A 20269-nucleotide genomic window follows, 5' to 3' on the forward strand; every position below is an offset into this window, starting at 1 on the left:
ATAAATTAAACGAAAGTTCATTTGTCAAGAGAGCGATCGCTGAAAATTAGCCGAAAAATCAACTACAAAATGCTCAATCGGAGCTGCTGCGGCGCTAACACACTCAAAGCTGAGCTTTCTTGCTATAAAAAAAGGAATCACCTTCCGATAATCATTCTTAAGATGCTGCTGGGAAGGATAATGATTTTTAATTCGAGAGCGATCGCGATGGCTGGGATGCAGTCAATAGCGACCGTTTGGCACCCTGGGGTGGATTGTAAAGCTATATTGCAACTCTTGTAAAAAGATTGAGAAATCTGCCAAGCCCGTGTCAGAACCTTAACCTAGAACTTTAAAGGAATGTTGCAAGGGAAACGTCATGAATAAAATGCAAAAGTATCGCTTCGTCTGTACTCTCTCCTTTGGCGATATCTATGGGCAAATCATCGTTTGGCTGATTGTCATCTTTATTAGTCTGGCCTCTGCACTAGCGCTGTGGAGTACCACTCGTCAAATTTACGCCCTAATGACTGTTGGACTCATCCTAGTGCTGTCTCTGCCCTTCTTGCTCTTTGCCTTCGTGACCACGTTGTTTAACCACATTGAGGTTTCTGCAATGGATATCGGGGACACCACTGAGACAGTCGGTGGCAGTTTACCCAACCAAAAACCTGTCGAAGTCACCAGTTGAAGAGTCATGAGTCCTTGGTCAACACGAATAACTGAGAACTGAGGGCTGAAGACTGAGGACTGAGACGCCAGGAACGTGAACTGGTATAAGAACTAAAAAGAAATTTATGAAGAACTTCCCCGCTTTGTGGTGGGGAAGTTTTTATTTGCGTCAGCATGGATGTAAGAATTCCAAAGAGCGGATCTTATAAGATGCTTGAACACGATGTCGTGATTGTGGGAGGTGGATTAGCGGGGTGTCGCGCCGCCTTAGAAATTGCCCGCACCGAACCCAGCTTGGATGTGGCACTGATTGCCAAAACTCACCCGATTCGTTCCCATTCGGTCGCCGCGCAGGGGGGTATGGCGGCAACGCTGAAGAATGTAGATGCCGAAGATACTTGGAAAGCCCACGCTTTTGACACTGTCAAGGGATCTGACTACCTGGCGGATCAGGATGCGGTGGAAATCCTCACCCGCGAGGCTCCAGACACGATCATCGACCTAGAACACATGGGAGTATTGTTTTCCCGATTGTCAGATGGTCGGATTGCCCAGCGGGCTTTTGGGGGACATTCTCACCGGCGCACTTGCTATGCAGCGGATAAGACGGGTCACGCTATTCTGCACGAACTGGTGAATAATCTCAGGCGTCACGGCGTCCGCATCTACGATGAATGGTACGTGATGCAGCTGATTCTGGAAGACGCCCAGGCGAAAGGCGTGGTGATGTACCAGATTCTGGATGGGCGAATTGAGGTTGTACGGGCGAAGGCGGTGATGTTCGCCACGGGCGGCTATGGCAGAGTATTCAATACCACCTCGAATGACTACGCCTCAACAGGGGATGGGTTGGCGATGTCTGCCCTCGCCGGGGTGCCGTTGGAAGATATGGAGTTCGTGCAGTTTCACCCGACGGGGTTGTACCCGGTGGGGGTGCTGATTTCGGAAGCTGTGCGGGGTGAAGGCGCGTATTTGATTAACGCTGAGGGCGATCGCTTTATGGCGACTTATGCCCCCAGTCGCATGGAACTCGCTCCTCGCGATATTACTTCACGATCGATCGCGCGAGAAATTCGCGCGGGAAGGGGCGTTCATCCCGATGGCAGCGCCGGTGGACCCTTTGTCTATCTCGACTTGCGCCACATGGGGCGAGAAAAAATTATGAGTCGGGTTCCCTTTGCTTGGGAAGAAGCTCACCGATTACTTAGCATCGACGCGGTAGATCAACCGATGCCCGTGCGCCCTACGGCTCACTATTCAATGGGCGGTATCCCCGTCAATACAAGCGGTCAGGTGAAAAGTGGCCCAGATGGTTTAATTGACGCTTTCTTTGCCGCTGGAGAAGCTGCTTGTGTCTCAGTTCACGGGGCAAATCGCCTGGGCAGTAATTCCCTGTTGGAGTGTGTGGTTTATGGCAGAAGAACTGGGGCTGCGATCGCTCAATTTGTCCAAAACCGCAAACTGCCAGAACTGGATGAGCAACCCTATTTGCTAGAAGCTCACTGCAAAATCCAAGCGCAACTAGAGCAATCGGGACAGTACCGGATTAACCAAGTACGTCAAGCTTTCCAAGACTGCATGACTGAGTATTGCGGTGTCTTCCGCAGCGAGGAATTGATGCGCGAAGGTTTGAATAAGCTGCAACAGATTCAGCAGCAATCCCAGAATATCTACCTGGATGACAAAGGTAAACTTTGGAACACTGAAGTCATCGAGGCGCTGGAACTCCGCAGTTTAATTATTGTCGGACAAATGATTCTGACATCAGCGCTCAACCGTCAAGAAAGTCGAGGCGCTCATTACCGCGAAGATTATCCTGAGCGTGACGATGAGAATTTCCTCAAGCACACGATGGCTTTCTATTCTCCAGCCGGGATCGATTTGCGCGATCGCCCGGTGAACATTAATATGTTTGAGCCAAAGGAACGGAAGTATTAAGCGATCGGGTGGAAAGTTGGTAAGTTAACAATGTAAACCTGCCAACTTTTCTCTTACCCGCTTGGGACTGTTTGCAAATGGGGGATATATTGCGATCGCCTACCATGACACTCCCCAAACAAATTTATGTAGATTTATTAATTTCTTCTACCCACAGTTAGATGTATAATTACCTAACAATGAAGGGGAGTAGCTGCTAGCGAAGAATGATGCTAGCCCATCTGAATCAACATACTGGCGATGAGCCTGGTTCAGGTGACAAGCGAAAGAAACTAGAAACAAGCGCCTAGTCGCTGAACTAATAGTTTCAAACCTTGGGAGCGAGACCTTCACCGAGTTCACATCAGATGTGAGCTGCTGGTGAAGTCCCCGTGTACCCTCCAGAAAGCTCACTCAGATGCGATAGGTAGAACTATTCTGAGGAGCTTGAGAGGATGCTGACAGCTTTTACTGCCGGTTTATTATTCATCACTTTTTCCGAATTAGGCGATAAAACCTTTTTCATTGCGGTGATTCTGGCAATGCGCCACTCTCGACGACTGGTATTTGCAGGAGTCGTGGCGGCATTAGCAGCAATGACGGTTCTATCGGTTCTCATGGGACAAGTGGCTTCTCTACTCCCCAAGGATTTTCTTCATGTTGCGGAGATTATCTTCTTTGTTGGCTTTGGGGTGAAGTTATTGTACCAGGCAAGTCAGATGCCAGGGGGAGCGGAGTGTGAAGAAGCCGAAGAAGCGATCGCCACGGTTAAAGAAGCTGAGTCAAAAATGCCCAAAAAGAAAACACCTTGGGCGATTGTACTTGAAGCCTTTATGTTGACATTTGTAGCAGAGTGGGGCGATCGCACTCAGATTGCCACAATTGCCCTAGCCGCGGCTCATCCTGCGGTGGGGGTCACGGCTGGCGCAATTGCGGGGCATAGTATCTGTGCAGCGATCGCTGTTCTGGGGGGTCGGATGATTGCTGGACGAATCTCTGAGCGATTAATTACAGCAATGGGGGGCGGCTTGTTTCTGCTATTTGGAGCGATCGCCTTATTGGAAGGGAAATAAAAATGCAAAATTAAAAAACAGAATCTTTAATTTTGCATTTTTATTTCTTAAGACCCAGGTTAAGGCGCAGGACTGGGAGAGACAGAAGGTGATGTCGTGGGTGATGTCGTGGGCGAAGTCGTGGGTGCGGGTACAGGTGCGAGTGTAGGTGTGGGTGCGTCAGCCGCCAGTTGTTTAATTTGGTCTTTGACTCTAGCTGGAGCTAGAGCGATCGCCGTATTGAATAGCGGTTTAGCTTCGGCGATTTTCCCTTGTTCTCGCAACACCAGCGCCTTTGCTAGCACTGGACGAAAATCCTCTCGATTGCCTTTGATCGCGTCATCGTAGATAGCGATCGCTTCCGGATAGCGCTTTAACTCAACATAAACTTTGCCCAGTTCTAACTGCACCGAAGTGACATCAACGCTACCCGGTTGAACTTGATTCACTTGTGGAGCAGTTTTCAACGTATCTTGCAGCAATCCAATCGCCGCCTCCGGACGGTTTTGTTGTACCAAAAGACTAACAAGACCTTGCAGGGCGTTCATATCTCCCGGTTTTGAAGTCAAAATCGAGCGATAAGTTTGGGCAGCCCCTTCTCGATCTCCTGTTTGCTGTTTAGCCTGCGCGAGTAAAACTGCGTACTCGCTTTGGTCGGGATTCAGCTTCGCCAGTTTTTCCAAAGGTGCGATCGCGCCTTTGATATCGCGCAGTTTTAGCCGCGCTTCCAACAGCCCCCGCAGCGCCGTTTGATTCTCTGGTTCTCGCTGCAAAACCAGTTCGTAACCTTTTGCCTGCGCTTCCAGTTCTGCTTGATTGGCTACCGCTGCTGTCTGAGTAGGTGAGGGAGTTGCTGTTGCCCCAGTAGTAGGCTCTTGGCCGTCAAAAACAATACCCACCAACGGAATGATGGATAATCCGACAAAGATTAACACACCCAGCCCTAGAACTAGATTAATAAACCAGCGATTGCGCTTTTGGGACACACGACTGCTCTGAACTCTATTTGTCATTATCAAACACAATCTTATTTTCCACTGTCACACTTGGCAAACAGCATCATCGTCTCCACGTTTTAAAATAGTGACAGCATCGAACCGAACTTGATAAGGTGTAAGTGTTTTTGCTGAGTGCAAAAACATTGCGGATCTACCAGTCGTATCACCGCATTCAGTACAATGAGCTGACTGACTCCCCCCAAGGGGATGTGTCTCCGCCGCGAGGAGTATTATGAGTCCTTCTGTGAATCGGTTCTCCGAATTACCTCAGTCTTCTGGCGATCCTAAGCCAGAACCACCACCCCTATCCAGTCCGCCAACGCCAGCGGATACAGCGTCAAACAGCAATTTGGAACAAACAACTGAAGAGAATCCTGCTGTCACACGACAGCAACCCATTCCTCCGCCTAGCGAACCCATGCAATACCGGGCCATTGGTCTAGTAAAGGGTAAGTACACGTCCTCCGACGAGCAATTTACGCGAGGAATGCTGCTGGCAAGCGATGGAACAGACATCGATGCCGTGCTATTAGGTCGGGTGATGAGTTTAGTCAAAAATCACCTGAACTTAGAGCAGGAACATTTATGGGTTGTCTACCCCCGGATGCGACAAGAAGACGGCAACTTGCACGTCCAGATTGTGGGCGTTTGGGAGCCAGAAAGGCTGAACCAGCCGTCGTCTGACCCAGAAGCGGAAACAGCAAAATCATCAAAATCATCCGAACCAACGGATATTCAAAGTGAAGAGTCGGCGGCGAACGATGGCTATTTTTCGATTCGCGGAGAAGTAATTTTTCAGTCGCGGGAAGAAGAAGAAGGCATCATTGTCAAGATCAAGCAGTCTCCCCGTAAACAAGAAGACACACCCAAGTTTTTCAAGTTGAAACTTAATGGTGTGGTTCAAGAAAAAGCAGTCGGTCATTTCATGGATTTGCAGGTGCAGCGACAGGGAAATTCCCTGGTAATTCAGGAGAGCCAGGATATTGGTCGCCTGCCTCCTAGAAAGATTCCGGGCAAGAAGCCATTCCGAGGAGGTGGAGGGGGGCGTCCTCCCAGCAGAAAGCCAGGAGGAGGAAGCCGAGAGCGTCCCGTGCGTCCAGGCTCAGAAAGACCCGCAGCGATCGCGCCCCCGTCCCCCAAACGCAAGGACCCCTTGCCAAAGCCAGTTAAGCGCTCTTCCCCACCGCCAGAATAAACTGGCGGTTAGTCATGAGTCACTGTGATGAGTTACAGCCAAATAACGAGTAAAGAATGACGAATGACTAATCTAGGGAAATTTGAGAACCCCATCGGTCTTGGGGTAAAAAGGAGCGATCCATTGGAATGGGAGCAACAGGTTCGGTGAGGGTAAATGTCCCCGCCTCAATCCATTGCTTCAACTCCAGCGCTACTTGATTGGAAAAGAATAAGCTGACTAAGGGGGCAACCCGCACGGGTTTGCCCTCAATTGTGATGCGTCCCGTCTTCAACTGGGCGTAACTCACAAGACCAAAAGTAGGACGGACGCGCCGAGGAATCGAGAAATCGACAACCGGCGCAACAATCTCCTTGTCTTGCAGAGCACAATTGGCGACGACTTGCTCTTGTAAAACGGGCAGGGGGATGCCAACGCCGAGCATCAGAGAAGGGCCATAATTTTTGAAGTAACAACCACGCACCCACCGAGAATTCATTTGTTTGGCGTCTCCCATTAAGGCAAGGGTAGCCGCCGGACCAACGGGCGTTCGATTTGGCAACCGCTTTTGCAAGGGGAAGTGTTGGGTGCCTTCCCAAGCTACATAGCCAACGCCGCCGCCTAAGAAAATCCGGGTGCCAATCCCAATCATTTGCAGGTCTGGATCGTTCAGAAGGGGAGAAATTGCCCCAGCGTTTGAGTAGACGGCATTGGCGAGACGGGGTTGCAGAGGACCGAGGTAAGTATAAAGTGGGCGATCGCCTCCATTCACCCCGACGATAAAATTTTGGTATAGATTACGGGGATTGTATAGATAAAACTGGTTAATCGTGTCGCGGGTGATGGTTGTCTCAAAGGAAGCACGAGGGTAGCAGTCCGTCCCTTGTCCAATGGCGCGTAGTTGCACCGTTTTACCGGCAATTAAGTCTTCAATCACATGACCGCCGCCGCGTTCTCTGGATTCCTCTCCATCTAGGGGTTCGCCCGTACTCCGATATTCCACCATCTGGGTTGCTCCCAGATACAGATCAACTGCCCCAAAGCCAGAGTAGGCTAAAACCCCATCTAACCAACAGGAGCGGATTTTAATCGGGGGATCGGTGTGTCCCAGGTTAATAATCGCCCCCGACGACTCCATTGGTTCAAAAGTGCCGGTGGTAATGACATCTACTTGCTTTGCAGCTTGGGTGACTCCCACTTCTGCCACCCGTGCTTTTAATTCTTCTGTTGTCCACACCACTGCACGCTGGTGGCTGATTTTGTCGTTAATTTCGGCAAGGGTTCGCATAGGGAAGGTTGAAGGGTCGGACTTTTGCTTATCCCTAGTTTCCACTATTGCGATGCCTCGTGGGGCGACCCCCTTTAGAGGTTAGCGTTGTGTGCTGCTGTTCAGATTGCCGATGAATCTATCGCCGCCAAGTAACTAACTAAGTCAGTTTGGCTGGAGAAATCCAACAGCGCCTCCGCCAATTCCTCTAATTGAGGAATCGATAAACCGCGAATCTGTTCTTGCAGTTCAGGATTCATGTCACCAAACCGTAGCCTGAGCAGCCGCAAAATTAACGCCACCTCTCCTTGTTGCAGACCTTGTTGCAGACCTCTTTGCTCACCCTTTTGGAGGATGTCTTGGTAGATAACAGATTCCTGCATAATTTCCTCTCGCAATAGTTGTTGGATCAAATCTTTTTTAAACCGCAAACCAGCCAGAACCCCTGCACAAGCTAAGATGTTCTGTCGCTCGGTGGTTTCCTCGATCGTAGCGACCCCAGCGGCGACTTGCTCTAATAAGGTTCTGGGTGAATCGCTGCGAGCTAAGGTTGCCAGTGGTAGGAGCGCCGGGTTCGCTAGCAGTGGGGCGGGGTCTTCCTCCCACTGGCGGATGACTCGATATTGATGTCTGGTGTTTGTGTCTGTATATTGCTGTCGAAAGACGAGTTCTGATGTAGTGGCTTGCAAAAAAATCACTACCTGCACAATTTCACACCCATATTGCCGCTTTAGCCGCGTGTAGTAGTCGAGCATCCGGAAGTCCAGGGGAGGAGTCGATTGCGCCAAGGTTTGGAATTCCAGGTGCAAGATTTGGTTGGCGACTTGCAGGAAGGTGACAGAATCGGCGCGAATCGGTTCCAGAGTGAGTTCGGTTTTGATTACCAGGATGTCTGAAGTTTCAGATGAAAGTAGCCACTTGGCAAATTCATCTGGGTAATTCTCAGCAAGATACTTGCAAGTGTTGTCGTATTCTAAGAGTGTAATTGGAGAAAGTCAGATTATTTTCTCATCAGAGATTACTGATAATAGCGATCGCTACTTATCGCTATTTCTTCTCTTTACCAGTCACATCATCAACATTCGGCTGATTCTCGTTCTCTAGATGAGGCTTGTCATTGATGGATGAATTCGCTTCTGGCAACACCACCGTTTCTCGCTCGACTTCAGCCGTTTGATGGGACTCGGCTATACCCTCTGTCTCAAAGGCTGCTTCACGCTGATTGCGCCATTGATCGAGGACATCTTTGAATAAGACTTCTTTGACCCAAATCTGACCGACAACGGTTAGCGGTAACGCCAAGAACAACCCTAAAAATCCAAAGAAGGTGACAAAAAATACTTGGGCAAGTAACGTTACCGCTGGCAACAGCGACACCTGTTGAGCCATAACGTAGGGTGTTAAAAAATTGCTTTCAACCTGCTGAATAACAAAGTAAAGAATGAACACAGCCAAGCATTTCCAAGGATCTTCCAACAGGGCGATCGCCATTGGTGGAATGACACTAATCGTTGGGCCAAGATTAGGAATCAAATTAAAAACACCCGCCAAGATCCCTTGAGCAAGCGGTGAGGGGATTCCCAAAACCGACAAGCCAATCATACTCATCAGCGCCACTACACTCATGCTAATGAGTGCGCCTCCAAGCCATCGCCCTAACGACACCTCGCATTGATCCAAAATCCCATCCACCCGCCGCCGATAAAAAGAGGGAAATAGCCGCACAAATCCCTTGCGGTAAGCTTGGGGATTGGCTAAGAACATTCCTGTTAAAACCAGCACCAGCAAAATGTTGAGGATAATGCCTAAAGAACTGGAGAAAAACGCGACCGAGCCACCTAGTAGCCGATTAATTAAGGGCTGGACTTGTTGGCTTATGCTGTCCACATCGGGTAAATACGGTGTCAGCTGACCAGGAAGACCCGTTCTGAGGCGAGCTACCCAAAGATTCAACCGCTCAAACCCTCTGGGAACCCGATCTGTGAGTTCTTGAAACTGGACTGTAAAGGGCGGCACAATCAGCCAGAAAAACCCGACAATCAGAGCTAATAATAAGACAATCGACACCAGGACAGCGATGCCATGTTGCATTCCAGATCGTTGCAGCCGCCGCGCCAATCGGTTCAAGGCAGTCGCCAACACAACGGCAGCAAACACCAACAGCAGCACCTGTCGAATTTGCCACAAAATATAAAGAGAAATAACTAAGACGAATAAGCCAATCCACTGACCTAGATTCACAGGTGTTGACTCCGAGCTGACATAGGCTGCAATTGCTGTTCAATGCAGCTAGATTAGCCGATTTTGGCAACTTTCGCATGGGTTGAAAGTAGAGTTTAAATCGCTGCCGAGTGACAGAGATTGCAGTGTTTTTGCGGAGATGTACTGACTAAATTAAGTATTTATTAATACTTAGAAGACAACTCAGTCCAGTTGGCGATATTGCCGCGATCGCTGCCAGAAGGTCACAGCCATAATCAGCGTTGGCAGAAACACAACCATCAGCACTAGAGCTGGGCTTGCTGGAATCGATAAATAGGGACCACCGTACTTAATCAAGATTGACAGCGCATCTGAGGCGATTAGCACTTTAAGAATGAATCCAGCCTGAGTTGTCATACAACTTAATAAACAAAGACTAAAGTACGGCTATACGGATGCTTGTAGGGGTAGACACCGAACCCAGGCGATCGCATCCCTTTTTTTACAATAGCTTTTAGAGCCTCACCCTAGTTACCAATTTCGATGCTCTAAAAGCTTACTGAAGCCAAGAGTGCATTTAGCTTTCACTCAGGAGACATCTGAAAGCAACCTTTCAAACTTTATAACTTTTAAGAGGTTCGTATCTACAATGCCTGTTGAAAATAATAATAAGCGATCGCCCAAAGCTTCTAGAACAAAGCAGTTTGGCGGCAGCTTCCTGATTTTGTTCACTATCCTTCTACTGCTAAACTTTATCATTCCGAGTTTTGGTCCTCAATTGCCGCAGGTACCCTACAGCGACTTTATCAAACAGGTGGAAAGCGGTAAAGTTGAGCAGGCGGTTGTTGGCAATGACCGGATTGAGTATGGGCTTAAATCCGATGCCACGGGAGAGCAAACCGCACCGGCTCAGGTATTCGTCACTACGCCAGTTGCAATCGATCTGGATCTGCCCAAGATCCTGCGCGAACACAACGTAAAGTTTGCCGCACCTGCACCCAATAACAATGGCTGGATTGGGACGCTCCTCAGTTGGGTAGTTCCTCCCCTGATTTTCTTTGGAATTTGGGGATGGTTGATGAACCGGGGTGGTGGCGCAGGTGGCGCAGCGCTGACGGTCGGAAAAAGCAAGGCACGGATTTACTCAGAAGGCAGCACCGGCATCAAGTTCAGTGATGTGGCGGGTGTCGATGAAGCCAAGTTAGAACTCCTAGAGATTGTGGATTTCTTGAAAAATGCCGGGAAGTACACCCGATTGGGAGCCAAAATTCCCAAAGGCGTGCTGCTAGTAGGACCTCCGGGAACTGGAAAGACACTCTTAGCAAAAGCGATCGCGGGTGAAGCCAGCGTTCCTTTCTTCAGTATCTCTGGCTCCGAATTCATTGAGCTATTCGTCGGTGTTGGCGCTGCACGAGTCCGCGACTTATTTGAACAAGCCAAAAAACAAGCACCTTGCATCGTCTTCATCGACGAACTAGACGCGCTAGGTAAATCTCGCGGCGGTGCTGGAGGCTTTGTCGGTGGGAACGATGAGCGTGAACAAACCCTCAACCAGTTGCTCACGGAAATGGATGGTTTTGATGGGAATACCGGCGTGATTATTGTCGCCGCCACCAACCGTCCAGAAGTGCTAGATCCAGCTCTGCGGCGTCCGGGTCGTTTTGACCGGCAAGTGGTGGTAGACCGCCCAGATAAAGTGGGTAGAGAAGCCATTCTTGGCGTCCATTCCCGAAATGTCAAATTAGCAGATGATGTAGACTTGGTAGCGATCGCGGGTCGCACGCCTGGGTTTGCCGGTGCCGATTTAGCCAACTTGGTGAATGAAGCAGCGCTGCTAGCAGCACGTCAGAACCGCGATGCCGTAATGATGGCAGACTTCAACGAAGCAATTGAGCGCGTTGTCACCGGATTAGAGCGCAGATCCCGCGTTCTGAATGACGTTGAGAAAAAGACCGTCGCTTATCACGAAGTCGGTCATGCGATTATCGCGGCTTTGATGCCGGGAGCCGGTAAAGTCGAGAAAATCTCTATCGTCCCCCGTGGCGTCGGTGCCCTAGGCTACACGCTCCAGATGCCAGAGGAAGACCGCTTTTTGATGGTAGAAGATGAAATTCGCGGTCGAATTGCCACTCTCTTAGGTGGACGCTCATCGGAAGAGTTAATCTTTGGGAAGGTGTCTACGGGTGCGAGTGACGACATCCAAAAAGCAACGGATTTAGCGGAACGGGCGATTACTCTCTACGGCATGAGCGATGAATTGGGACCCGTGGCATTTGAGAAGCCGCAGCAACAATTCATCGAGGGTTACAGCAATCCGCGTCGTTCAGTGAGTCCCGTAGTTGCTGAGCAGATTGACCGCCAAGTGAAGGAAACGATTGATGCCGCACATCACATTGCTTTACAAATCCTAGACAAGAATCGGGATTTGTTGGAAGATATGGCGCAAATGCTTTTGCAAAAAGAAGTTTTGGAAGGCGCTGAACTGCGGGAACAACTCAAATCCGCTAATATTCCCTCAGAAATGGATGAATGGTTGCGTAGCGGGAAGCTACCTGACGGGATACAGTTGAAGCAAGCCGCTTTGGTTTAATGACTCCTTGAGGTGAGAAACAAGCGATCGCTCTTCGTTTAAAAGAAGCGATCGCTTTTCCTTCGGGAACATCCCGATGCGTGCCAATCTACAACACGGGGATTTGATGCGCCTGTTTTACTGTTTTATTGAATAAATCGGCAATGTAACTAGACTAAGTATTATTACTTGGTTCCTGAGACGAGTGATGGAATCTCATTGCGCTCGCTAATTGCTGAGTAGGCATTAAGACGTATCAATTATGTAAAAATTTATATGGAATCCTTCTCAGTAATCGCAATCGCTTAGAGCATTCCCCTTTAAAGTTGGTAATCTACAGCAATCGGTTGCACTTGTTCTTCGGTAGTCACCACTGGAGACGCTGAAAATGGATGAAAATTCATCAGTTCTGCCAGGAGTGCAGCCGCCGTTATAAAGTATAAAACTACACTGAATTTTATTAACCATTCACCATTCATTGATGATTTCCTTTTGGACAGCGTTTAATTTGTTAAATATGATAGCAACGTTCCAAAGAGTGTCATGTATCCTAAGGAACATTGAAGCGATCGCTTGTTTGTAATTTCCTTTTGGAAGGCTACATAACAGATCCCCTATGCGCCTTCAAAAACGTGTAGGGGAATATTTTGCAGACATCCAGGAAAATTAGATTCGTCTTAAGCGATCGCCAGCAGGCTTTTTTCCTATCCTGCTTTATCAATTTTTGTGGTCTTCCAATCCCTAACACTAGGGGCTAGAGAAATTAAATCTTCGATATTGCGCCGCATCGTGGCACAAATCGCATCCAAAGGAAGGTCATTGGCATCGTGCCCAAAAGGATTCTCAATTTCAATCCCAATTTCTTCAATTCCAAACAATGTAAAGCTAATTAAAGCAACCGTTAGCCCAGTCCACCAATGCAACTGTCCAACCATTTGAAACGGTAAAGATAGACAATAGATTAACAGTAACTGCTTGAGATGGATTACATAAGCCATTGGAATTGGAGTTTTGAGAATTCGTTCGCAAGCTCCTAAATTGTCTACCAGTATATTAATCAAGTTTTGCAGAGAATTCATTTGATAAACATTCAGGCGATTTCGACCATGTTGTTCTTGTAAATAATCTCCAATCCAAAACGCAACTTCGAGTGGTGGATTGTTCATTGTCTTTAGCTTAAAGTAGCGAGATTCAGACATTAAATCTTCTAGCTCACTGTTGACTGGCTCTGACCTAAGATGCAATTTAGTCGCTACTGAAAAAGCTACTAGAAGCCGTAGAGCAGCTATTTTTGACTCTCTATCTTTTGGTTCGTTTTCGTCAACCGATACCCAAATTTGACGAGCCAGGTTGCGGACAGTGTTCACGATACTACCCCAACATTTCCGACCTTCCCAGAACCGCTCGTAAGCTGTATTCGTCCGAAAAACCAGTAATAAACCTAAAACAATATTGGGAATTAAGCTAGCTAAAATTGGCAAAGATACAGCTAATTTAAAATGGTGAAGAACAGAAATAATTAAGCCAAATAGCCCGCAAATCAGGGTTCTGGGCAAGACTGCCGGAATGACCGATCCTTTTAACTGGAAGGTAACTCGAAACCACTGCCATTTCTTTTTATCCATTAAACTTTAACCTCTAACTTTGGCTCAGACGCTGAATTACATCCAAAAGATAATACTCGATTTAATCCCTGAGAATTCTTTTAGGTTGTAGCATAGTCAGTAAATGTTTCTGAAACAGTCTTGTCTCTTTAGGTGTAGATTGTATCAACGATGTTCCATTGCGGTTAGTATCAGGTAAGCGATTGCATTGTCAGGTGGCTTTAATTGCGATCGCGCTTCGGAATTTCCAAAAGTATCAATAAATGCAATACTTATTACCCTAATTGTGGTAATTTAATCTGTTTTGCTTGAGATTGCCCTAAAATCGGAATAATTATAAATATGGCACTCTTTGAGAGACACGCAAAGCTGTCTCAGTTGCCCCAAACCATATTTCAGAAGTTTCTTCTGGAGGTACTTTGACCACTGTTCCCTTGCCGCCTAATGAAATAGAACGCCTAGAGGCACTGCGTCGCTACAACATTCTTGATACACCTCCCGAAGAAAGCTTCGACCGCATTACGGCTCTGGCGGCTCGGCTTTTTGACGTACCTATTGCCCTAGTTTCTTTGGTTGACCAATTTCGAGCCTGGTTTAAATCCTGCTACGGCTTTGACACCCGCGAAATTAATCGTGAAGCAACAATGTGTAGCTTTGCAATTTTGTCTAAGGATGTTTTCGTTGTTGCGGATACCAGAAATGACCCCCGCTTCGCTTGTAAGCCTTATGCCATCAGCGAACCGGGGATTCGCTTCTATGCGGGTGCCCCCCTAATTGCTAAGGATGGCTTTAATCTTGGCACCCTTTGTCTTGTAGACAGCAAGCCGCGCCATGAATTAACTGTTGAGCAGCGAGCAACCCTTGCCGACCTAGCGGCGATGGTTGTTGATGAGCTAGAGTTGCGGCTTGCTGCACACAAAATTGCTCAGATGGATGCCGCCCTCATCGAGGTGACTAAGGGAGTTTCAGCAGCGACAGGGGAAGCGTTTTTCTATTCCCTGGCGCAACACCTCACCAAGGCATTGGACGTTGATTTCGCTTTGATTGGGGAACTGGCGGGGAAAGACGAAGATAAAGTCAGCACGATTGCTCTCTATGCCCAGCATGAGATTGCAGACAATATTGAGTATTCACTGCTGAATACCCCTTGCAAACAGGTGATTCGGCAACGAAAGCTATGCTGCTATCCCCGCGATCTCCAAGCGCAATTTCCTGGTAATCTTTTGCTTGCCGAGATGGACGTTGACAGCTATATCGCCACTCCGCTTTTAGGCTCCACAGGCAGAGTATTGGGATTAGTGGGGGTGATGGCGCGAAAACCGCTGGAGAATATCCAGCTTGCAGAATCGCTGCTGACAATCTTTGCGACCCGTGCGACAGCGGAACTGGAGCGCAAGCGAGCAGAGGAAGAACGTGCCCGACTGTTGGCTAGCGAACAGGCAGCACGCGCCGAGGCAGAGGCGGCGAACCGTATGAAAGACGAGTTTTTGGCGGTACTTTCTCACGAATTGCGATCGCCCCTCAACCCAATTATCGGATGGTCTGGGATGCTTCGCACTCAGAAGTTGAACCCAGCAACGACTGCTCGCGCCCTGGAAACCATTGAGCGCAACGCTAAGTTACAGGCGGAGCTGATTGAGGATCTTCTGGATGTGTCGCGGATGATTCGAGGCAAACTTTCCTTGAATGTGTGCCCGGTTAATCTGCTCCCAATCGTTCAAGCGGCGATGGAGACGGTGCATTTAGCCGCAGCTGCTAAGAGCATTCGATTGGAGTCGTTACTCGCTCCCTCAGTTGGTTTGATTTCAGGCGATCCCAACCGCTTGCAGCAGATTTTCTGGAACTTGCTCTCGAACGCGATCAAGTTCACACCATCCGAGGGACGAGTTGAAATCAAGCTTGATTGCAGTGACTCCTATGCCCAGATCGAGGTGAGCGATACAGGCAAAGGAATCGAGGCTGACTTTCTGCCCTATGTCTTCGAGCGCTTCCGTCAAGCTGATAGTACCAGCACGCGATCGCAAACAGGGCTTGGTTTGGGTTTGGCAATTGTTCGTCACCTCACCGAACTACACGGCGGAACTGTCTGTGTTGACAGTCCTGGGGAGGGGCAGGGGGCAATCTTTACGGTGAAACTGCCGCTGATGATGAAGACTGAGTTGAAAGGACTCAAGCCTGAGCCAGAAGCCCCACTTAGTACACAGCCTTCATCAGGTTTCAGCACTGTATTGGAAGGGTTACAGGTGCTGGTTGTAGATGACGAGGCTGATAGCCGAGATTTTCTGGCGATCGCTCTTGAACAGTATGGGGCGAGGGTGACAGCCGTGGCATCGGTACAGGAGGCACTCTTAGCGCTGCAACAGGTAAAACCAGATGTCTTGGTGAGCGACATTGGGATGCCCGATGAGGATGGCTACACGTTGATCCGCAAAATTAGAGCGATGACACCAGAGCAAGGAGGACAGATTTCAGCGGTAGCACTGACTGCGTATGCCAGAAGCGAGGATTGCGAGCGTGCGATTTTGGCAGGCTTCCAGCAGCACGTCACTAAGCCTGTCGAGGCAGCCGCGTTCGCTGCAACCATCGCTAGCTTGGCGAGAAATTCTTTGAATGTAGTTTCCTAGTTGGGGATGCGATCGCTCTGTTTGTCGCTTTTATGTAGTATTTTGAAGTATATTGTATTCACCCAAAGGTGATGAGATGTACTGGTATAACGGCAACCTGATTGAGTCGGGAACCCTGGAATTAGCGATTGACGATCCGGGGTTGCTTTATGGAGCGAAGGTGTTTACAACGCTGCGGGTTTACGAGCAGTCGTTGGAGAGTCCGCGGACTAACTGGAAGGGACATTGCGATCGCCTCAATTGCAGCGTGCAAACCTTTGGCTGGCAGCAGCCAGACTGGGAAAAATTACGACAACAAGCAGCAGCGTTAATCCCACACTTCCCCGTTCTCAGAATTACCCTATTTCCCGATGGGCGAGAGTGGATTAGCGGGCGGTTTTTTCCCGGTGATTTGACAGAAAGACAAAAGTATGGGGTTAAAAGTTGGCTAGCGGCAGAGCCGTTATTTTGCCGCTCAATTCCCGAACATAAAACGGGGAACTACCTACCTGCTTGGCTGGCATTGAGAAAAGCTCAGCAGATGGAAGCGACAGAAGCAATTTTGGTCGATGATAGAGGAAATTGGTTAGAAACCAGTACGGGCAACCTTTGGGGATGGCGAGATGGCAAGTGGTGGACGCCGCCTCTAGATGCCGGAATTTTGCCGGGAATCGCGCGATCGCAACTGATCAACTGGCTGGCAAGTCAGAATCTAACCCCTGGGCAAGTACCTTGGGATGCTGACTTTGTGAAAGGATTGTCAGTTCTTGCTTATAGTAATTGCGTGGTGCAAGTCGTTCCGATCCATACCGTTCTTTGCCAAGAAGGTACTTTAACGTTTGACTCGTTGCACGACAGCATAGAGCAATTGCAGAGCTTGTTTCAGTGCTACCAAGCCCATAAGGCATCCTAACTGAGCGCAAAAAGCTCGACAACTGAAGTCGCGACTCCACAAACGAAACCTGTCTCCTAGCCCCACCCTTCTAGGGTGTGGGAGTTGTGTAGCCCCATTTCTAGGGTGTAAGAGTATATTGTTCCGGCTAGGATGGTTGTTTTTGTGGCGACGGTTACGATGAAGATAGATGACGTTGTTGAAGGTTTCTATGAACCAACCGTGTCAAGGAATTCTGAGACGGGTTAACATAAGTTAATACAAATAAAAATTCAAAGCGTCCCCATATCCTAGAGCTTAGGAGGAAACTCGGTGAACAAACGGTGGAGAAATGCAGGGCTGTATGCGCTGCTGGCAATAGTTGTAATCGCCTTAGGAACAGCATTTTTAGACAAACAACCCCAAAGCCGGGAAACCTGGAAATACAGCAAGTTAATTCAGGAAGTTCAAGACGGTCGGATTGAAAGAGTTGGTCTTAGTGCCGACCGCACTAAGGCGCTTGTTACAGCACAAGACGGCAGCAAGATTGTCGTTAACCTGCCTAATGACCCAGACCTGATTAGCATTCTGTCCACCAAGGGTGTAGACATTTCAGTTTTGCCCCAGAGCGATGACAGCTTCTGGTTCCGCGCCTTGAGCAGTCTGTTCTTCCCCGTTCTGCTTCTGGTTGGATTGTTCTTTTTGCTACGACGCGCTCAGAGTGGCCCAGGCTCTCAAGCGATGAACTTTGGCAAATCCAAAGCCAGAGTCCAAATGGAGCCACAAACCCAAGTAACTTTTGGGGATGTCGCTGGCATTGACCAAGCCAAGCTAGAGCTGAATGAAGTCGTTGACTTCCTCAAGAACGCCGACCGCTTCACCGCGATTGGAGCAAAAATTCCCAAAGGCGTGCTGCTAGTTGGACCTCCAGGAACGGGTAAAACGCTGCTAGCTCGTGCAGTTGCTGGGGAAGCAGGCGTGCCTTTCTTCTCTATCTCTGGTTCTGAGTTTGTAGAAATGTTCGTCGGTGTCGGTGCATCTCGCGTGCGCGACCTGTTTGAACAAGCCAAGGCAAATGCTCCCTGTATCGTATTTATCGATGAAATTGATGCCGTGGGGCGTCAGCGGGGTGCAGGTTTAGGCGGCGGTAACGATGAGCGGGAACAAACCCTCAACCAGTTGCTGACCGAGATGGACGGCTTCGAGGGCAACACGGGGATTATTATCATCGCTGCTACGAACCGCCCAGATGTACTGGATGCAGCACTGCTGCGTCCGGGTCGCTTTGACCGTCAGGTGGTCGTGGATCGTCCCGATTATGCCGGTCGCTTGGAGATTCTCAACGTTCACGCCCGTGGCAAAACGCTGGCGAAGGATGTGGATCTGGAGAAGATCGCTCGTCGTACCCCTGGTTTCACGGGTGCTGACCTCTCCAACTTGCTCAACGAAGCAGCCATTCTGGCGGCTCGTCGCAACCTCACCGAAATCTCGATGGATGAAATCAATGATGCCATCGACCGAGTGCTAGCTGGCCCAGAGAAGAAAGACCGAGTGATGAGCGAGAAGCGCAAAACCTTGGTGGCTTATCACGAAGCGGGTCACGCTCTCGTCGGTGCATTGATGCCAGATTATGACCCGGTGCAAAAGATCAGCATCATCCCTCGCGGTCGTGCAGGTGGTTTGACTTGGTTTACACCGAGTGAAGACCGGATGGATTCTGGTTTGTACAGCCGCTCTTATCTGCAAAATCAGATGGCAGTTGCCTTGGGCGGTCGGCTTGCTGAAGAAATCATCTTCGGTGAAGAAGAAGTGACAACAGGTGCCTCAAATGACTTGCAGCAAGTGGCTCGTGTGGCGCGTCAAATGGTGATGCGATTTGGCATGAGCGCTCGCTTGGGACAAGTTGCTTTAGGTCGTCAGCAAGGCAATATGTTCTTGGGACGCGACATTGCCGCCGAGCGGGATTTCTCGGAAGCAACTGCGGCGACGATTGATGATGAAGTCCACAATTTGGTGGATCAAGCTTACCATCGTGCCAAAGAAGTGTTGCTGAATAACCGCCACATTCTGGATCAATTGGCTCAGATGCTCATTGAAAAAGAAACGGTAGATGCTGAGGAACTGCAAGAGGTTCTGGCGAATAACGACGTGAAGATGGCAGCGATCGCATAATTCGCTAATTGCTCGTTGAGCATTAAAAAATTGGGGGAATTCTAGGATATTTTCTAGAATTCCCCCAATTTTTGTTTGGCGTTGCACAAATACATTAGGAGCGAGCAGGTACGGGTGAAAAATCTCCCTGAGCCTAAAGCGCTACAGGGATTCGAGGGCTTAGGCTGCATCGGGATTTGCGCGATCGCAAAAGGCTGAAACAAGCTTGCCTTAGAGGCTAATAGCATGACTGAAACAACAAGGGCAATGCTCAAAAAGCGGAGAACGATCGCTAAACAATGATTGCAGCCTTCGAGATATCACAACAAATCTCCTCTGATTGTTTGCAGCCTAAAAAATTCCCAGCATCCGTAGCTGTAGTGCAAAAAAATTCAGATGCTTCAAATTGGCAGACGATTTGATTGGGTTTTAGCTGTGAGTTCTAAAACTTTCCTCTCTTCTCAGGAGTAAGTTGAAGGATAGAATGCGATCTCGAAGTTTGAAGTTTGATTTCAAACTGTGAATTTAGCAGTCAGACCTTACTCTCCAAGCATCGATCCTACCTGCAATCTCTAGCAGTTCCAATTAGAACCTCCAACGATCGGCCTTTATGCGATCACGACCTGTAGCTGATGCCGCATACATAGCGGTCTAACGGCAAAGCTCAGCGGTGGCTAATAATCTTGAACTCCTGCCAATAACTTTTATTCCGTCTGCTGCACCACAGTGTTGGACTGCTGGCGCTGGGCAACCTGAATCAGAAGGCGTAATGCTTCATTTACTGCTGCATCATCAGGAAAGACTTGGGCAACATCGGGATCTAACAGCACTAAATTTGTCCCCAGACGATATCGCTCGACATATTTCCCCCTAACTCCTCCCTTCATTTGAGCGAAGTTATACTCAGGGCGTAATTCGTCCTCCATTTCATTTTCAACTTCCTTCTTCATAAAACCTCCTTTCCTGTCGGGTTGCTTTTCGGGCACTAATGACTCGAACTTTTTCCCCTCGGTCAGTATGTGCAACAACTAAAAGTTGCCCAAACCGAGATATACCAATGATAATGTAGCGATTTTCTCCAACAGAACGATCGGGATCGGGAAAGGTGAGGGAGAGTGGGTCGTTAAACACAGTTGAAGCTTCCTGAAAGGAAATACTATGCTTCTCAAGGTTTAGTTTCGCTTTATCCGGGTTCCATTCAAATTCCATG

The 20269-nt window shown here is 48.8% G+C and carries 17 protein-coding genes; 8 read left to right on the plus strand and 9 right to left on the minus strand.

What is annotated here, in order from left to right; all coding sequences use genetic code 11:
- Nucleotides 1–358 precede the first annotated feature (358 nt).
- The 3 genes from H6H02_RS10115 (at nt 359) to H6H02_RS10125 (ending at nt 3641) form a co-directional block, all read left to right on the plus strand.
- Nucleotides 359–670, plus strand: a complete 312-nt coding sequence (locus H6H02_RS10115) for a hypothetical protein (protein WP_190817173.1) — start codon at nt 359–361, stop codon at nt 668–670.
- 191 nt (nt 671–861) lie between these two features.
- Nucleotides 862–2589 carry a succinate dehydrogenase/fumarate reductase flavoprotein subunit gene (locus H6H02_RS10120; protein ID WP_190817175.1) on the plus strand — a complete coding sequence of 576 codons (1728 nt, stop codon included), beginning with the start codon at nt 862–864 and terminating at the stop codon, nt 2587–2589.
- A 434-nt stretch (nt 2590–3023) separates the two neighbouring features.
- Nucleotides 3024–3641, plus strand: a complete 618-nt coding sequence (locus H6H02_RS10125) for a TMEM165/GDT1 family protein (protein WP_190817177.1) — start codon at nt 3024–3026, stop codon at nt 3639–3641.
- A 59-nt stretch (nt 3642–3700) separates the two neighbouring features.
- Here H6H02_RS10125 and H6H02_RS10130 read toward each other — a convergent pair whose 3' ends face one another.
- Nucleotides 3701–4606, minus strand: coding sequence for a tetratricopeptide repeat protein (locus H6H02_RS10130; RefSeq protein WP_347342597.1), 906 nt, complete (start codon nt 4604–4606; stop codon nt 3701–3703).
- A gap of 244 nt (nt 4607–4850) precedes the next feature.
- Between H6H02_RS10130 and H6H02_RS10135 the strand changes: the two genes are divergently transcribed.
- A complete protein-coding gene (locus H6H02_RS10135) occupies nt 4851–5813 on the plus strand; it encodes a hypothetical protein (protein ID WP_190817181.1) in 963 nt (320 codons plus the stop codon).
- Between the two features lie 67 nt (nt 5814–5880).
- Here H6H02_RS10135 and H6H02_RS10140 read toward each other — a convergent pair whose 3' ends face one another.
- The 4 genes from H6H02_RS10140 to H6H02_RS10155 all read right to left on the minus strand — a co-directional run bounded on the left by H6H02_RS10140 (nt 5881) and on the right by H6H02_RS10155 (nt 9678).
- Nucleotides 5881–7080, minus strand: coding sequence for a homocysteine biosynthesis protein (locus H6H02_RS10140; RefSeq protein ID WP_190817183.1), 1200 nt, complete (start codon nt 7078–7080; stop codon nt 5881–5883).
- Between the two features lie 101 nt (nt 7081–7181).
- Nucleotides 7182–8045, minus strand: coding sequence for a DUF4351 domain-containing protein (locus H6H02_RS10145; RefSeq protein WP_190817390.1), 864 nt, complete (start codon nt 8043–8045; stop codon nt 7182–7184).
- A 61-nt stretch (nt 8046–8106) separates the two neighbouring features.
- The gene (locus H6H02_RS10150; protein ID WP_190817185.1) at nt 8107–9300 is read right to left on the minus strand and encodes an AI-2E family transporter; all 1194 of its coding nucleotides are present in this window, start codon (nt 9298–9300) and stop codon (nt 8107–8109) included.
- A 183-nt stretch (nt 9301–9483) separates the two neighbouring features.
- Nucleotides 9484–9678: a hypothetical protein gene (locus tag H6H02_RS10155; protein ID WP_190817187.1), complete on the minus strand. Its 195-nt coding sequence runs from the start codon at nt 9676–9678 to the stop codon at nt 9484–9486.
- Nucleotides 9679–9910: 232 nt separating this feature from the next.
- On the opposite strand from H6H02_RS10155, the gene ftsH reads away from it, so the two are divergent.
- The gene (ftsH, locus tag H6H02_RS10160) at nt 9911–11851 is read left to right on the plus strand and encodes an ATP-dependent zinc metalloprotease FtsH (protein WP_190817189.1); all 1941 of its coding nucleotides are present in this window, start codon (nt 9911–9913) and stop codon (nt 11849–11851) included.
- Nucleotides 11852–12150: 299 nt separating this feature from the next.
- Here ftsH and H6H02_RS10165 read toward each other — a convergent pair whose 3' ends face one another.
- Together H6H02_RS10165 and H6H02_RS10170 are read right to left on the minus strand one after the other, a co-directional pair.
- The gene (locus tag H6H02_RS10165; RefSeq protein WP_190817191.1) at nt 12151–12309 is read right to left on the minus strand and encodes a hypothetical protein; all 159 of its coding nucleotides are present in this window, start codon (nt 12307–12309) and stop codon (nt 12151–12153) included.
- Between the two features lie 225 nt (nt 12310–12534).
- Nucleotides 12535–13455 (minus strand): bestrophin family ion channel, encoded by a 921-nt coding sequence (locus H6H02_RS10170; RefSeq protein ID WP_190817192.1) that lies wholly within the window; start codon nt 13453–13455, stop codon nt 12535–12537.
- A 398-nt stretch (nt 13456–13853) separates the two neighbouring features.
- Between H6H02_RS10170 and H6H02_RS10175 the strand changes: the two genes are divergently transcribed.
- The 3 genes from H6H02_RS10175 (at nt 13854) to ftsH3 (ending at nt 19080) form a co-directional block, all read left to right on the plus strand.
- Nucleotides 13854–16058, plus strand: a complete 2205-nt coding sequence (locus tag H6H02_RS10175) for an ATP-binding protein (RefSeq protein ID WP_199329096.1) — start codon at nt 13854–13856, stop codon at nt 16056–16058.
- Between the two features lie 76 nt (nt 16059–16134).
- Nucleotides 16135–16950 (plus strand): aminotransferase class IV, encoded by an 816-nt coding sequence (locus H6H02_RS10180; protein ID WP_190817194.1) that lies wholly within the window; start codon nt 16135–16137, stop codon nt 16948–16950.
- 291 nt (nt 16951–17241) lie between these two features.
- A complete protein-coding gene (gene ftsH3 / locus H6H02_RS10185) occupies nt 17242–19080 on the plus strand; it encodes an ATP-dependent zinc metalloprotease FtsH3 (RefSeq protein WP_190817196.1) in 1839 nt (612 codons plus the stop codon).
- Nucleotides 19081–19763: 683 nt separating this feature from the next.
- Here the strand turns inward: ftsH3 and H6H02_RS10190 are convergent.
- Complete coding sequence (locus H6H02_RS10190) at nt 19764–20009, minus strand: hypothetical protein (RefSeq protein WP_190817198.1); 246 nt, start codon at nt 20007–20009, stop codon at nt 19764–19766.
- Entirely contained in the window at nt 19993–20268 is a 276-nt protein-coding gene (locus tag H6H02_RS10195; protein WP_190817200.1) for a BrnT family toxin, read from the minus strand. Before H6H02_RS10195 ends, H6H02_RS10190 begins: the two co-directional genes overlap by 17 nt.
- Nucleotide 20269: the final 1 nt, after the last annotated feature.

Source organism: Coleofasciculus sp. FACHB-1120, assembly GCF_014698845.1.
In the GTDB taxonomy this organism is placed as follows: Bacteria; Cyanobacteriota; Cyanobacteriia; order Cyanobacteriales; family FACHB-T130; genus FACHB-T130.